This window comes from Methylobacterium sp. CM6257 (genome assembly GCF_054611515.1).
This window is the reverse complement of sequence record NZ_CM137735.1, coordinates 457,274-470,833: the sequence shown is the minus strand read 5'-3', so window position 1 is coordinate 470,833 and position 13,560 is coordinate 457,274. Positions and strand designations below refer to the sequence as shown.

Here is a 13,560-nt window from a genome sequence, read left to right as displayed (position 1 = left end):
CACATGCTGAGAGTTCAAGAGGTTGCATGAAGGATGAAGCCCGCGTGGCGCACCGTGTGAATGCGCGGGTTCAACCCGTCGGGATCGAGCTTCCTGCGGATCTTGCCGATGTGCACGTCGATGACGCTCGACTGGTGGTTGAAGCTGTAGCCCCAGACGGATTCGAAGATCATCGTCCGGCTGACCAGCACGCCGGCGTTCTGCATCAGGAACTCGATGATGGCGAACTCTTTGGGCAGCAGCTCGACCGGACGGCCGGCGCAGTACAGGACCCGCTCGATCAGGTCGAGGCGCAGATCGCCGACCTGAAGCTCGTTGACCGCCTCGGCGGCCAGTTTGCGCCGGGCCAGCGCGTCGACGCGTGCGGTCAGCTCGATGAACTCGAAGGGCTTGGCCAGGTAGTCGTCGCCCCCGGCCCGCAGGCCGTCAACGCGCTCGTTGACCGCCGACAGGGCGCTGAGGATCAGGACCGGCGTGGAGACCTTGGCCGCGCGCAGCTTCGTCAGCAGCGACAGGCCGTCGATCCCAGGCAGCGTGCGATCCGCGATGATCACGTCGAAATCGCCATCCATCGCCGCGCGCAGTCCGACGCCGCTGCTCGCCGCTGCGTCGACCTTGAACCCGCATCCCGCCAGCGCCGACCTGATCTCGACGGCAGTCGCCAGATCATCGCTCAGGACGAGCAGTTTAATTTTCGTAACAAGGTTTTCGAGATACGCGTCGCGGGTGGTATTGTTGTTTATTGCTTGCGACAACAAAGGGTAGTCCGCCGGTCGCGTCGAGGGAATAGAACGCGTGCATTCTTGCATTTTGGTTTCCTCTGCTCTTCGAGATCAGGACCTGCAGGATCAGCAGTGATGGTGATGCGCGCCGGTCGGAACAGTCGGACGAGCACCGGCACAGTTTCGGCCATCTGCGCGAGACTCTTTCCCGTGCGCCGAAACCCGTTGCGCGGCGCGGCCGTCACGACGGCAATCATCCATCACGCGGACCTCACGCCGGGGACGCGGGTGAGATTTCACCTGGCACGGCAAGCATCGTGCGGGCTCAGGTTGCCCGCCGATAGTTCAGCTTCTTCTGCTCACGTGCCGGAGAGTCTGATCTGCAGGCACCGCGCCGAGACGCTTGCGCAGTAGTTCGTCGATCGAGAGCGGACCCGCCCCGGCCATCACGAGCGTGAGGAGGCACGCGAGATAGAGCAGATCTGTCTCGTACCCGGGTGGTCCAAAGGTCGCCCCGGCCGCGGTCACGGCCTGGAGCTTGATCGAGCTGAAGCCGTAGGGAAGGTGCACGGTGAACGCTGCGACCAGCAGGATGATCGCCATGGGAAGGCTGGCGAGCGGCACGAGAGCACCCAGCAGGATCGCCAATCCGCCCAAGATCTCCACGAGTATGGTCAGCCATCCGAACAGATGCGGCAGCGGCAAGCCCATCGCCTCGACGATAGCGGGGAAGGCATCGAAGCCACGGCCGGCTTTCGCTAGGCCATGTGCCAGGAAGCCGTATCCTACGATCAGGCGCAGCGGGACTGGCGCCCAGCGAAGGAGGAAGGGACGGCTCGCGAGTATCGTGCTGAGCAGACCTGCCATTGTGTTGATCCTCTGAGTGTTACGATGGCCGATAAGAACGGGCCATACGTCGCGCGGGGGCGCGTGCGGACTGCGACCCGCTCAGGTGGCGTTCGGGCCGAATGTGGACCACGGGCATCCGTGAGGTCAGGAGAGTGGGCTCGCTCTAGCCCTGCGTGTCGGCAGCCTCTCGGCGCCGGATCTCCCTGACCAGTGGCTGCAGCACCGCGGGATCGGCCGCCGCAACGAGACTGTAGCCGAGCCCCTTCCGGGCCCAGGCGCAACCCGCGATGGAGCCGTAGATGTGCTCAACCATCGGCACGTCACCGCCCTCGCCGAAGGAGCGGATCAGCATGACCACGCGCGTGCCCTGCGCGTCGTCGTACATCAGCATGCCCGCCGGTCCGTGGTCGGTGGCGACCAAGCGGCCGCCGAGCAGGTGGTAGCCCGCCTCGCTGAGATCGGGCACGTCGACGGGCCGCTTCAAGCGTGCGGAGAACCAGTGTGCGATCTCATCGCGATCGGTCGCGGCAAGCTCGATGGGCCGTGTGCGGTCCGGTGCGTAGACGACATAGTTCGTCTTCGCCTCCTGGGCGAGCACGGAGATGCCGCCCGACCCATCTGGAAGCGCCCCTCTCGCGATCCAGCCGCTGAGGCCGCCGACAGTCAGGAGAAGGGCTGCGGCCAGCCCCTGCCAAGCTGACATGCGCGGCCGCCGTCGCGCAGCGACGAGGCGGCCGAGATCGAGCTGGGGCGGCACCGGTTCGGCGGCGATCGGCGCGAACGCGCCGCGCAGATCATCGCGCAGGGCCTTCAGCCGAGCCACCCGAGCTCGGGCCTGAGCGTCCTCGGCGAGATAGGCCTCGACTTGGGCGCGGCTATCGGGGCCAAGCCGATCGTCGACGAAGGCCTGCAGATCGCTCTCGCTGATCACCCGCTCGTTCATTTCAGCCTCCTCAGGACCGGGCGCCGGGTAGTGGCCTCGCCGTCCATCAACTGGATCATCCGATCCCTCGCGCGGGACAGGCGCGACATCACGGTGCCGTTCGGCACGCCGAGCACCTCCGCCGTCTCGGCGTACGAGAGGCCTTCCACCGTCACGAGCAGCAGCACGCTGCGCTGCTCCTCGGATAAGGCGTTGAGTGCGCATAGAAGGTCATGTCGCTGCAGGCCGGCTTCCTGGTGGGGCGGAACGGCTAGGGAAGCCTCGTCAACATCGTCGAGCGGCAGATGAGCACCGCCCCGTCGACGGGACTGCCGCAAGCGGCTCATCGCCAGATTGTGCAGGATGGCGAAAAGCCACGATCTGACGCTGCCGTCGTCCCGCCGCTGGTGCCAACGGGCGATCACCAACTCGAGCGTGTCCTGAACGAGGTCGTCGGCGTCCGACCGATCCCGCGTCAGCGCGGCGGCGTAGCGCCGAAGCGCCGGGATCAGCGGCTCCACGAGGAGCATCATCTGCTGCACCGCATGCCTCCGGCCGGTGTCGCGATCGCGCGGTGCCGACATGGCCGATCGCGCAGGTGTCTCACACGAGGCCAGACGCCGCGTTCGGGCGATTATTCCATCGGGCCTGGCGTTTTGAGGCCGCTGTCTCGCCGAGGAGACCGGCGCGCAAAAGGCGCTGTCCGGGGCCGAATGATCACTGCCGGTAGCGCGTGTGTGGCGACCGCTTCAGCCGATTGACCGCTTCCGTCGACCGCCTGTGCGCCACTAGCGACGTGCAGACATCTGCCAAGCCTTTCAGACTCGCCGCACGCCTCGTCGTTCCCAACCAAATCAGACGGTCCTGCAGGCGCGGCTCGAGTTATACGAACGGATCGATCGCTTTGCTGGCTGCCCGACTGTCATTCCGGGCAACTAATTGCTGTCCGATCGACCGCTCCTGAGCTTCTGTGACAAAGGCATCAGAGGAGGAGCGTATGGCAAACCGCGCGATCAAGCTTCCAAGCCCGCCTCCATTCGACCCCGACGCGATCCCCGACACCGCGACCCTCTCGCGCGGCGGAACCGCGCTCAGACTGAATTGGCGCGATGGGCTGTCCGCGACGCTGCCCGCCGAGCGGCTGCGCCTTCGTTGCCGGTGCGCGTGGTGCACCCGCGATCGGGTCGTAGACTGCTTCCCAGAGGCCTTCGCCGACATCGCGGTCACCCACGTCGAACACATGGGCGGCTATGCTGTCCATATCAGGTTCACCGACGGCCATGCCCGCGGGATCTTCCCCTGGGCTTACCTGCGCGCCCTCGCGGCAGAGGCCGTCGACAGCCCATCCGCCGCGGCACAGGCCGCCTGACCCCCGATTCAATTCCTCGGCGATCTCACCAGCGCCGCCAATCCATCGACGCGAGACCTTGCCATGAACGCCTTCGAATCCGCGACGAAGACCGAGATCATCGAGACCGATATCCTGGTGATTGGCGGCGGCACCGGCGGCCCGATGGCCGCCATCAAGGCCAAGGAGGCAGACCCAAAGCTCCGCGTCGTCCTGATGGAGAAGGCGAATGTCAAGCGCTCGGGCGCGATCAGCATGGGCATGGACGGGCTGAACAACGCCGTCGTGCCGGGCTACGCCACGCCCGAGCAGTACGTGAAGGAGATCACGGTCGCCAACGACGGCATCGTCAACCAGAAGGCGGTGATGGCCTACGCGCAGGGCTCCTTCCCTATGATCCAGTACCTCGACAAGCTCGGGGTCAAGTTCGAGAAGGATGGCTCGGGCGAGTACAACATGCGCAAGGTCCACCACATGGGGACCTACGTCCTGCCGATGCCCGAGGGGCACAACGTCAAGAAGGTCCTCTACCGGCAGTTGCGCCGCCTTCAGGTCGGTGTGACCAACCGCTACATGGCGACCCGCCTGCTCAAGGGTCCGGACGGTCGGATCGTCGGCGCCATCGGGGTCAACACCCGCACCTCCGAGTTCCTGGTGGTGAAGGCCAAGGCTGTGATCCTCGCCTGCGGCGCGGCCGGACGTCTGGGCCTGCCCGCCTCGGGCTACCTCTTCGGCACCTACGAGAACGCGGCCAATTGCGGCGACGGTTACGCGATGGCCTACCACGCCGGCGCGCAGCTCGCGAACCTCGAATGCTATCAGATCAACCCGCTGATCAAGGACTACAACGGACCCTCCTGCGCCTACGTCACCGGTCCGTTCGGCGGATACACGGCGAACAATCGCGGTGAGCGCTTCATCGAGTGCGACTACTGGTCGGGCCAGATGATGCTGGAGTTCTGGCGCGAGCTGCAGGGGGGCAACGGCCCGGTCTTCCTCAAGATGGACCATCTGCGCGAGGAGACGATCTCGGAGATCGAAACTATCCTGCACTCGAACGAGCGGCCCTCGCGCGGGCGCTTCCACGAACGGCGCGGCACCAACTATCGCCGCCGGCCGGTTGAGATGCATATCTCCGAGATCGGCTTCTGCTCCGGCCACTCGGCCTCTGGTGTCTTCGTCGACGAGTTTGCCCGCACCACGGTCCCGGGCCTCTACGCCGTCGGCGACATGGCGAGCGTGCCGCACAACTACATGCTCGGTGCCTTCGTGAACGGCGGCATCGCCGGCGCCGACGCTGCCGCCTACTGCTCGGCCAACGCGCTGGCGGACCACGATGAGGCCGACATCGCCGCCGAGCGCGAGCGGGTCCTGGCGCCGACCCGCCGCGCGGACGGCCTCACCCCGCACGAGATGGAGTTCAAGACGCGCCGCCTAGTTAACGACTACCTCGAGCCGCCGAAGGTGACGGCCAAGATGGAACTCGGACAGCGCCGCTTCGCCGAGATCCGCGAGGACCTCGACCTACTCTGCGCCCGCGACCCGCACGAGTTGCATCGAGCTCTGGAGATGCAGACGATCCTCGACTGCGCCGACATGGCGGCCGCGGCCTCGCTCTATCGCACCGAGAGCCGCTGGGGCTTCTATCACCTGCGTGTCGATCACCCCGAGACCGACGATGCGAACTGGAACTGCCACACCGTGCTGTTCAAGGACGCCCAGGGCCGGATGGCCCACGCCAAGCGCGCGGTTGACCCGTTCATCGTGCCGGTCGGCGCCGAGGAGATGAACGCCTACCACCAGCTCCGCATCAAGACGCCGGCCGCCGCCGAGTAGCCCTCCCAAGAACCGGAGATCGATCCATGCCGATCATCAATCAGGCCAGCAGCGCTGCGGTCGTCATCGACGACGAGAAGTGCATCGCCGAGAAGGGCTGCCGCGTCTGCGTCGACGTCTGCCCGCTCGACATCCTCGCGATCGATGAGACGCGGCAGAAGGCCTACATGAAGTACGACGAGTGCTGGTACTGCATGCCGTGCGAGGTCGACTGCCCGACGAACGCGGTCAAGGTCAACATCCCGTACCTGCTGCGCTGAGGCCGACCATGAGCCCCGTGTTCGATTCCTTCGACGAAGATCTCGACGACCTGGCCGAGCGTTGCGCCAGCGCCGACGCGGGCGTCCGGCGCGTCGCGATGATGGAGCTCGCCGAGGCCGTCGGCCCCGAGGCGAAGGTCCTGCTCCTGAAGGGCCTCGGCGACCCGGACGCCACCGTCCGTGCGGCCGCCGCCAAGGCCCTGGACGAGCACGACGGCGCGGACGTCGTCGAGGGCTTGGTGCGCTCCCTGGAGGATGCCGACGAGGCCGTGCGCCGCACCGCCGCCGACACCCTGGCCGAGAAGAAGGAGCCGACCTGCGGCCCGCTGCTGATCGAGCGCGCCGAGCACGCCGACCCCTTCGTGCAGGCGTCCGCCCTGCGGGCGCTTCGCGAGCTCGTCCTGCCGGACGCCCTGTCGGCCGCGCTGAAGGCGCTCCAGAGCACGGCGCCCGAGGTTCGCCGCGAGGGTCTTGGCGTCATCGGCTACCTCAAGGCCGAGGAGGCGCTACCCGCGCTGATCGCCACCGCGGGCGATCCCAACCCGACCGTCCGACGCGCGACGATGTCGGCGCTGGTCTTCCTGCGGCCCGGCGGCCCGGGCATCTCCACGCTGATCACCGGGCTGTCTGACGAGAACTGGCAGGTGCGCGAGGAGGCCGCGGTCTCGTGCGCCAAGATCCGGCTGCCTGAGGCGACGTCCCCCCTAATTGCGGCGATGGAGGACTCTGTCTGGCAGGTCCGCACCAAAGCCGCCAACGCACTGGGCCGGATCAGGGCCCCGGCCGCGGTCGACGTTCTGGGACGAGCACTAACCTCGGAGGTGAGTAACCTGCGCAAGGAGGCCGCCGCGGCGCTCGGTGAAATCGCCGACCCACGCGGTCTCGCTGCCCTGGAGGCGTCCTCCAACGATCCCGATCCCGACGTGCGCAAGCTCATTCTATGGGCGATCGGGCGCTGCCAGGGACGCCCCTGACCGGTTCAGCCGACGCGACGTTTGATGCGGCGCCCTCCCCTCCGGTGGGCGCCGCATCGCGTTCATGGGCGGCGCGGTGACAGCGTGAGGCCAGATGCGATCAGGGACAGTTTAGAGCTGGTACAGGCTTTGCGGCGCCACTTCGTGCAAAGCGCAGGAGATGGCAATGCAGACCACGGCGCCAATACGCCCGTCCCAAGCCCCGGCGGGGCTGCACACTCAGGCAAACGCCCTTCTGCTGTCCGAGGCTGCACCCAAAGCCGGGGCCGGCCAGCGCCCGTTGCTCGACGGATTGACCGAACGCGAGCTCGCCCTCGTCATGGAGAAGGGCCGACGCCGTGTGCTCTATCGCGGCGCGACCCTGTTCACGCAGGAGACGCCGAACGACGGGATCTGGATCGTCGAGAGCGGCCGCATCCGGGTCTTCTACGCGGCACCCTCCGGTCGCGAGATCACACTGGCCTACTGGTATCCCGGCAACTTCGTCGGCGGTCCCGACGTGTTCGGCACCGGCCTTCACAAGTGGTCGGGCATGGCGGCGAGCAATTCCAGCGTGCTGCACCTGCCGGGGAAGGCCCTCAAACAGCTCGTGACGCAAATCCCCGCACTGGCAATCGGGGTCATCGACGGCCTAACCTTCAAGGGCCGCTGCTACTCGACCCTGGCCCAGATGCTCGGGACCCGCTCGATCACGGAGCGTCTCGCTCACCTCCTCCTGCACCTGTGCGATCTCTACGGCGTGCCGGAGGAGGACGGGACGGTGATCGCGGCGACCTTCACCCACGCCGACCTCGCCCACATGGTCGGCGCCACCCGGCAATGGGTGACGATCAGCCTGAAGCGACTCTCGGAGCAGGGCGTCGTCGCGACTCGTCGCACGCAGATCGTCGTGCTGCGCCCCGAGGTCCTCGCGCAGATGCGTGGCGGCGAGGAATGCGCCTAAATCCGAAGCTTCTCGCTTAAATCCGCAGCATATCCGGGTCGGCACGGCCTTTTTGCGCAACTAATCGACGCGCGAGCTCTCTCGGTGTTTGATCGAACTCGCCGACAAGTCCGATCATGCCCTCGGATGTCGTTGCGACATCGGACCGAAATGACGGAGCGGGCGATGGCAAGACGGTTCCCCAGGCTCGGATCGGTATCCGCCCTCGCGCTCCTCGCACTCACCGGCACCGGGATCGGTACATCGGCCCGCGCCGAGACCCTCACCGTCGGCATCGGCACTCAGGATACGACGACCAACACCGCGACCGTCGGCGTGGTGATCCGACAGCTCAAGCTGCTCGAGAAGTACCTTCCCAAGACCGGCAAGTATGCCGATAAGACCATCCAGCTCGACTGGCAGAACTTCACCTCCGGGCCGCCGGTCACGAACGGCATGATGGCCGGCAAGCTCCAGTTCGGCGCGATGGGCGATTACCCGTTGGTCGTCAACGGCGCCACCTTCCAGAACAATCCCGAGAGCAAGTCGCAGCTCATCTCGGTCGCGGCGTACAACCTCTCCGGTTCCGGCAACGGCATCGTCGTCAACAAGGACTCCGAATACTTCTCCTTCGAGGACCTGAAGGGCAAGGTCGTCAGCGTGCCCTTCGGTTCGGCCGCCCACGGCATGGTCCTAAAGGCGCTGCAGGACAAGGGCTACCCGGCAACCTACTTCCGCCTCGTCAGCCAGAGCCCGGAGGTCGGTTCGACCAACCTTCAGGAGAAAAAGATCGACGCGCACGCCGATTTCGTCCCCTTCGCCGAGCTGCTGCCGTTCCGCGGCTTCGCCCGCAAGGTGTTCGACGGCGTCGAGACCAAGCTGCCGACCTGGCACGGTGTCGTCGTGCGAACCGACTTCGCGAAGCAGTACCCCGAGATCGTCGAGGCCTACGTCAAGGCGGTGCTCGACGCGGACGCCTGGGTCAAGGCGGACCCGAAGCGCGCCGCCGAGCAGATCGCGGCGTGGACCGGTACCGACAAGGAAGTGGTCTACATCTTCCTCGGGCCCGGCGGGATCATGACCCTAGATCCCACGATCAAGCCGCAGCTGATCGACGCAGGGCGCGAGGACGTGAAGGTCCTGCAGAAGCTCGACCGGATCAAGGAGTTCGACGTCGGCCCGTGGGTCGACGAAGCGTATTTGCGCAAGGTCTTCGCCGAGCGCGGTCTCGACTACGACCAGCAGCGCGCGAGCACCGCCAACTACGAGGTGAGCGGCGAGGACACGTTCTGCAAGAAGCCGATCGCCGAGCCGCGCAAGGCCGGCGAGATCTGGGTGAAAGGCGGCGCGATCAAGCCCTATTCCAGCGCCGCCTGCACGCTCGGCGCGCTCAACGAGATGAAGTCCAAGGGACAGGCCGTTGACGTCGCCTACGTCTTCGACAGCGCCCGCGGCATCAAGCTGTTCGCCCGCGAGGCCTTCTACGTCGTCGACGGCAAGGGCGGCATCGCACCCTTCCTGCTGAAGCAGGATGCCGAAACCGCGGCTCAGGGCGGCGGCAAAGTGATGCCCTACGACGAGGCCCTTAAGGCCGCTGTGACGGGAGGCTAGACTCTCATGGAAGCTGTCGCCCTGCAGTCCACCGCCGAGCCCGAGCCGCCGCGAACGGCGATCCTCACGCCGCCGGCCGCGTCGGACCACCCCACGACAGGCCGCACCCGCCGCTGGCTTCGCCTGCACCGCTGCGAGTTCCGCGCCGCGCTGATCGGGCTCGCGTCGCTCATCCTGTTTGTCGCCCTCTGGCAGTATCTGACTGCCAACCGCGTCACCCTCTACGTGCGGTTCCTGAACATACCCACGCCGATGGACGTCGTGGGCCGTGCGGTGATTGCCCTGCACAACCCGGTCTTCGGCGATCACGTGCTCATCTCCTGCCGCCGGATCCTGTTCGGCTTCCTCCTGGCCGGCGGCGTCGCCGTCCCGCTTGGCCTCCTCATGGGCCGCTATCGCCTCCTGCGCGAGATCGCCTTCCCGATCTGCGAGGTGCTGCGGCCGATCCCGGCGATCGCCTGGGTGCCGATGGCGATCATGCTCTGGCCGACGAACGAGGGCTCGATCATCTTCATCACCTTCCTCGGCTCGTTCTTCCCGATCCTGATCAACACCCTCCAGGGCATGGTGCAGGTCGACCCGGTGCTGGTGCGTGCCGCCAAGTGCCTCGGGGCCAGGGAGGCGGCGGTGTTCCGCGAAGTCTACCTGCCAGCCTCGTTGCCGCAGATCTTCACCGGCCTGACGGTCGGCATGGGAGTGGCCTGGGTCTCTCTGATCGCCGCCGAGATGATCTCCGGCCAGTTCGGCATCGGCTACTTCACCTGGGAGGCCTACTCCCTGGTCCAGTACCCCGACATCGCGCTCGGCATGATCACGATCGGGTTGCTGGGGCTTGGCTCGAGCTTCGCGATCCGGCTCGTCGGCCGCCTCGTCATGCCCTGGGCCGCCGCCCGGTAGGACACCTGACGAGCCCGACGGTCCCTTCCTCTCCGTGGTGCGCCGCCCCACGGGACGGATGCCCGCGCAACGCACACCAGCAACCGAGGAGCCTGCCATGGCCGAGCCGAGCCGGGGCCTGATCGAGGTCCGCGACTTCTGCCTGCGGTACGAGACGATGGAGGGCGCCGTCGAGGCCGTCTCGAACGCGTCGCTCACGGTACAGCCCGGCGAGTTTGTATCGATCATCGGCCCGTCCGGTTGCGGGAAGTCGACTTTGCTCAACGCCCTGGCTGGTTTCCTCACACCGTCGTCGGGGCGGGTCACCGTCGACAGCGAGGCGATCTCGGGGCCGAGCGCGGACCGCGGCATGATCTTCCAGCAGTACTCGCTCTTCCCATGGAAGACGGTCCGGGAGAACGTCGAGTTCGGCCTGAAGATGAAGGGGCTCCGGCGGGGCGAGCGCGAGCGTCAGGCCCGCACACTCCTCGGCCTCGCCGGCCTTACGCCGTTCGAGAACCACTATCCCGACCGGCTGTCCGGCGGGATGAAACAGCGGGTCGGCATCGTGCGCGCACTGGCCACCGGTCCGCGCATCCTCCTGCTCGACGAGCCGTTCGGCGCCCTCGACGCGCAGACCCGGCTGATCATGCAGCAGATCCTCACCAACATGTGGCAGCGCCTCAAGATCTCGGTGCTGTTCGTGACCCACGACATCGACGAGGCGATCTTCCTCTCCGACCGGGTCTACGTGATGACCGCTCGTCCCGGGAGCATCAAGGCCGAGATCGTGGTGCCGCTGCCCCGCCCGCGACAGCCGGCCCTGACCCTGTCGTCCGAGTTCCTTGGCCTACGCCGGGGGCTGATGTCGCTGATCCGCGAGGAGAGCATCCGCGCGATGGGCGGGGAGGTCAGCGCCGAGGCGATGAAGGGCCTGGCCATCGATCTTGAGGGCCAGGATCTCGCCGCGCTGCTCTGAGCTCCGCGCCAACGGGTGAAGCCATGACCTACGTCGTCACCGAGAACTGCATCCGCTGTAAGTACACCGACTGCGTCGAGGTCTGTCCGGTCGACTGCTTCTATGTCGGTGACACCATGCTGGTGATCAAACCGGACGAGTGTATCGACTGCGGCGTGTGCGAGCCGGAGTGCCCGGCCGACGCCATCAAGGCCGATACGGAGCCGGGAACGGCAGGCTGGAAGGCCTTCAACGCCAAGTACGCCGACCTCTGGCCCAACATCACCGAGAAGACCGAGCCGGCCGACGACGCGGCGGCGTGGGACGGCCGCGACGGCAAGCTGCTCGAAGCGTTCGGAAATGCGGATCCGGCGGTCGCCTGAGTGAGGAACAAAGAGTCATGAGCAAGTTTCACGAGGAGCGCGTCCTGTCGGTCCACCACTGGACCGACAACCTGTTCTCGTTCCGCACGACCCGCGATCCGGCGTTCCGGTTCCGCAACGGCGAGTTCACCATGATCGGCCTCGAGGTCGACGGGCGGCCGCTGCTGCGCGCCTACTCGGTGGTCTCGGCCAATTACGAGGAGGAGCTAGAGTTCTTCTCGATCAAGGTCCAGGACGGCCCGCTGACCTCCAAGCTCCAGCACCTCAAGGTCGGCGACCCGATCATCGTCGGCAAGAAGCCCACCGGCACGCTGGTGCTCGACAATCTGCTCCCGGGCCGGCACCTCTACCTGCTCGGCACCGGCACGGGGCTCGCGCCGTTCCTGTCGATCATCAAGGATCCGGAGACCTACGACCGGTTCGAAAAGGTCGTGCTGGTCCATGGCTGCCGGCAGGTGCAGGAACTCGCCTACGGCGAGACCATCACCGAGACGCTGCCCAAGCACGAGTTCCTAGGCGAGATGATCTCGAACCAGCTCATCTACTACCCGACCGTGACCCGCGAGCCGTTCCGCAACCGCGGCCGGATCACCGACCTGATGGTCTCGGGCAAGCTGTTCGAGGATGTCGGCCTGCCGGAGATGTCGACCGAGAACGACCGCTTCATGCTGTGCGGCAGCCCCGACATGATCCGCGACACCCGGGAGCTCCTGACCTCCAGCGGCTACGGGGAGGGCAACCACGGCGAGGCCGGTCACTACGTGATCGAGAAGGCCTTCGTGGAGAAGTAGGGAGCCCGGACCTCGTGCGACTCCCTCGCGTGACACGCACGCAGGCCGGACGGCTCTTCCTCCTCGCCACCGCGACGGGCTGGGGCCTCAACTGGCCGGTACTCAAGCTGGTCCTTCAGGACTGGCCACCGCTGTTCGCGCGCGGCGTCGCCGGTCTCGTCGCGGCCTTCGGGCTCGGACTTCTCGCCTACGGGCGCGGCGAACGCCTGACGGTGCCGCGCGCACTTCTCGGACGACTCGGTCTCGCCGCCGCAATCAACGTCTTCGCCTGGATGGGTTTCACCGGTCTGTCCCTGAAATGGCTCATCGTGCCGGAGGGGGCACTCCTGGCGTACTCGATGCCGGTCTGGGCCGTGCTTCTCGCCTGGGTTCTGCGCGGCGAGCGTCCGGACCAGCGCGGGTTCGCGGCCCTCGCACTCGGCATCCTCGGTATCTGCGTCCTCGTCGACGGCACCGGAACCGGTCTGATCCTCCGGAAGGCGCCCGGCATCGCCCTTGCCCTGGCCGCTGCCATCCTGTTCGCGCTGGGAACGATCCTTGAGCGAAGGCCGATCGGCTTGCCACCGATCGCCCTCACCGCGTGGCAGGTCGGGCTCGGCTGCCTAGCGATGACGCTGGTCAGCCTGTTCACCGAGGCTTCCGACATCAAGGGCCTGAGCCTGCCGAGCCTGGCCGGCATCAGCTACATGGCGATCGGCCCGCTCGCGCTCTGCTACCTCAGCTGGCAGGCTGCCCTACGCCGGCTGCCGACCGGCATGGCGACCACGGGCATGCTGTCGGTGCCGATCATCGGCACGGCCGCGGCTGCGCTGGCGCTACATGAGACGATCGGATCTCGACAGATGCTCGCCTTTGTCCTGACGCTGAGCGGCGTCGGCCTGGCTCTGCAGAGGAAGGTGGTGCCGACGTCCTCGACGGCCTGCGCGTCGTCGAGCGCCGGCCTGGTACGCTGACGCGCGAGTGCACGCGGACGAGCGAGACGTCCGCTTCCGGGAAGCACTTCATTGCGGCAGGATGTCCGGATCGGGCGCAAAGCAGAATGTCGGCTTTCGGGCAGCAGCGGCCCAATGATGGCTCACGACCTCAAGCAGACCCTCCGGCCACGGTC

General features: G+C 66.7%; 15 protein-coding genes. 11 read left to right on the top strand and 4 right to left on the bottom strand.

Annotation, left to right across the window (positions count from 1 at the left end; all coding sequences use genetic code 11):
* Nucleotides 1-14: 14 nt before the first annotated feature.
* From ACYCO6_RS02350 to ACYCO6_RS02335, 4 genes are all read right to left on the bottom strand, one after another.
* Nucleotides 15-809 (bottom strand): response regulator transcription factor, encoded by a 795-nt coding sequence (locus tag ACYCO6_RS02350; protein WP_459768935.1) that lies wholly within the window; start codon nt 807-809, stop codon nt 15-17.
* A 258-nt stretch (nt 810-1,067) separates the two neighbouring features.
* A complete protein-coding gene (locus ACYCO6_RS02345; protein ID WP_459768934.1) occupies nt 1,068-1,589 on the bottom strand; it encodes a DoxX family protein in 522 nt (173 codons plus the stop codon).
* A 145-nt stretch (nt 1,590-1,734) separates the two neighbouring features.
* Nucleotides 1,735-2,514 (bottom strand): anti-sigma factor family protein, encoded by a 780-nt coding sequence (locus ACYCO6_RS02340; protein WP_459768933.1) that lies wholly within the window; start codon nt 2,512-2,514, stop codon nt 1,735-1,737.
* Entirely contained in the window at nt 2,511-3,035 is a 525-nt protein-coding gene (locus tag ACYCO6_RS02335; protein ID WP_459773406.1) for an RNA polymerase sigma factor, read from the bottom strand. Before ACYCO6_RS02335 ends, ACYCO6_RS02340 begins: the two co-directional genes overlap by 4 nt.
* Before the next feature lie 455 nt (nt 3,036-3,490).
* Here ACYCO6_RS02335 and ACYCO6_RS02330 point away from each other — a divergent pair, with 455 nt between their 5' ends.
* The 11 genes from ACYCO6_RS02330 (at nt 3,491) to ACYCO6_RS02280 (ending at nt 13,405) form a co-directional block, all read left to right on the top strand.
* Nucleotides 3,491-3,862 (top strand): DUF971 domain-containing protein, encoded by a 372-nt coding sequence (locus tag ACYCO6_RS02330; protein WP_459768931.1) that lies wholly within the window; start codon nt 3,491-3,493, stop codon nt 3,860-3,862.
* Nucleotides 3,863-3,925: 63 nt separating this feature from the next.
* The gene (locus ACYCO6_RS02325; protein WP_459768929.1) at nt 3,926-5,677 is read left to right on the top strand and encodes a fumarate reductase/succinate dehydrogenase flavoprotein subunit; all 1,752 of its coding nucleotides are present in this window, start codon (nt 3,926-3,928) and stop codon (nt 5,675-5,677) included.
* Nucleotides 5,678-5,703: 26 nt separating this feature from the next.
* The gene (locus ACYCO6_RS02320) at nt 5,704-5,937 is read left to right on the top strand and encodes a 4Fe-4S dicluster domain-containing protein (RefSeq protein ID WP_149312599.1); all 234 of its coding nucleotides are present in this window, start codon (nt 5,704-5,706) and stop codon (nt 5,935-5,937) included.
* 8 nt (nt 5,938-5,945) lie between these two features.
* On the top strand, nt 5,946-6,911 hold the full coding sequence (locus tag ACYCO6_RS02315) for a HEAT repeat domain-containing protein (protein ID WP_459768926.1): 966 nt from the start codon (nt 5,946-5,948) through the stop codon (nt 6,909-6,911).
* A 166-nt stretch (nt 6,912-7,077) separates the two neighbouring features.
* Entirely contained in the window at nt 7,078-7,854 is a 777-nt protein-coding gene (locus ACYCO6_RS02310; RefSeq protein WP_459768924.1) for a Crp/Fnr family transcriptional regulator, read from the top strand.
* Between the two features lie 165 nt (nt 7,855-8,019).
* Complete coding sequence (locus ACYCO6_RS02305; RefSeq protein ID WP_459768922.1) at nt 8,020-9,444, top strand: ABC transporter substrate-binding protein; 1,425 nt, start codon at nt 8,020-8,022, stop codon at nt 9,442-9,444.
* A gap of 6 nt (nt 9,445-9,450) precedes the next feature.
* Nucleotides 9,451-10,341, top strand: coding sequence for an ABC transporter permease (locus ACYCO6_RS02300; RefSeq protein ID WP_459768920.1), 891 nt, complete (start codon nt 9,451-9,453; stop codon nt 10,339-10,341).
* Nucleotides 10,342-10,438: 97 nt separating this feature from the next.
* Entirely contained in the window at nt 10,439-11,299 is an 861-nt protein-coding gene (locus ACYCO6_RS02295) for an ABC transporter ATP-binding protein (protein ID WP_459768919.1), read from the top strand.
* A gap of 23 nt (nt 11,300-11,322) precedes the next feature.
* Nucleotides 11,323-11,661: a ferredoxin FdxA gene (gene fdxA, locus ACYCO6_RS02290; RefSeq protein WP_459768917.1), complete on the top strand. Its 339-nt coding sequence runs from the start codon at nt 11,323-11,325 to the stop codon at nt 11,659-11,661.
* 17 nt (nt 11,662-11,678) lie between these two features.
* The gene (locus ACYCO6_RS02285; RefSeq protein ID WP_459768915.1) at nt 11,679-12,452 is read left to right on the top strand and encodes a ferredoxin--NADP reductase; all 774 of its coding nucleotides are present in this window, start codon (nt 11,679-11,681) and stop codon (nt 12,450-12,452) included.
* A 29-nt stretch (nt 12,453-12,481) separates the two neighbouring features.
* On the top strand, nt 12,482-13,405 hold the full coding sequence (locus ACYCO6_RS02280; RefSeq protein ID WP_459768913.1) for a DMT family transporter: 924 nt from the start codon (nt 12,482-12,484) through the stop codon (nt 13,403-13,405).
* The last annotated feature ends 155 nt before the right edge of the window (nt 13,406-13,560 follow it).

Coding starts and splice junctions, on each gene's coding strand:
- ACYCO6_RS02315 (WP_459768926.1), top strand. CDS start 5,946: ATGAGCCCCGTGTTCGATTCCTTCGACGAAGATCTCGACGACCTGGCC.
- ACYCO6_RS02310 (WP_459768924.1), top strand. CDS start 7,078: ATGCAGACCACGGCGCCAATACGCCCGTCCCAAGCCCCGGCGGGGCTG.
- ACYCO6_RS02300 (WP_459768920.1), top strand. CDS start 9,451: ATGGAAGCTGTCGCCCTGCAGTCCACCGCCGAGCCCGAGCCGCCGCGA.
- ACYCO6_RS02325 (WP_459768929.1), top strand. CDS start 3,926: ATGAACGCCTTCGAATCCGCGACGAAGACCGAGATCATCGAGACCGAT.
- ACYCO6_RS02340 (WP_459768933.1), bottom strand. CDS start 2,514: ATGAACGAGCGGGTGATCAGCGAGAGCGATCTGCAGGCCTTCGTCGAC.
- ACYCO6_RS02330 (WP_459768931.1), top strand. CDS start 3,491: ATGGCAAACCGCGCGATCAAGCTTCCAAGCCCGCCTCCATTCGACCCC.
- ACYCO6_RS02350 (WP_459768935.1), bottom strand. CDS start 809: ATGCAAGAATGCACGCGTTCTATTCCCTCGACGCGACCGGCGGACTAC.
- ACYCO6_RS02305 (WP_459768922.1), top strand. CDS start 8,020: ATGGCAAGACGGTTCCCCAGGCTCGGATCGGTATCCGCCCTCGCGCTC.
- ACYCO6_RS02285 (WP_459768915.1), top strand. CDS start 11,679: ATGAGCAAGTTTCACGAGGAGCGCGTCCTGTCGGTCCACCACTGGACC.
- ACYCO6_RS02320 (WP_149312599.1), top strand. CDS start 5,704: ATGCCGATCATCAATCAGGCCAGCAGCGCTGCGGTCGTCATCGACGAC.
- ACYCO6_RS02345 (WP_459768934.1), bottom strand. CDS start 1,589: ATGGCAGGTCTGCTCAGCACGATACTCGCGAGCCGTCCCTTCCTCCTT.
- ACYCO6_RS02295 (WP_459768919.1), top strand. CDS start 10,439: ATGGCCGAGCCGAGCCGGGGCCTGATCGAGGTCCGCGACTTCTGCCTG.
- fdxA (WP_459768917.1), top strand. CDS start 11,323: ATGACCTACGTCGTCACCGAGAACTGCATCCGCTGTAAGTACACCGAC.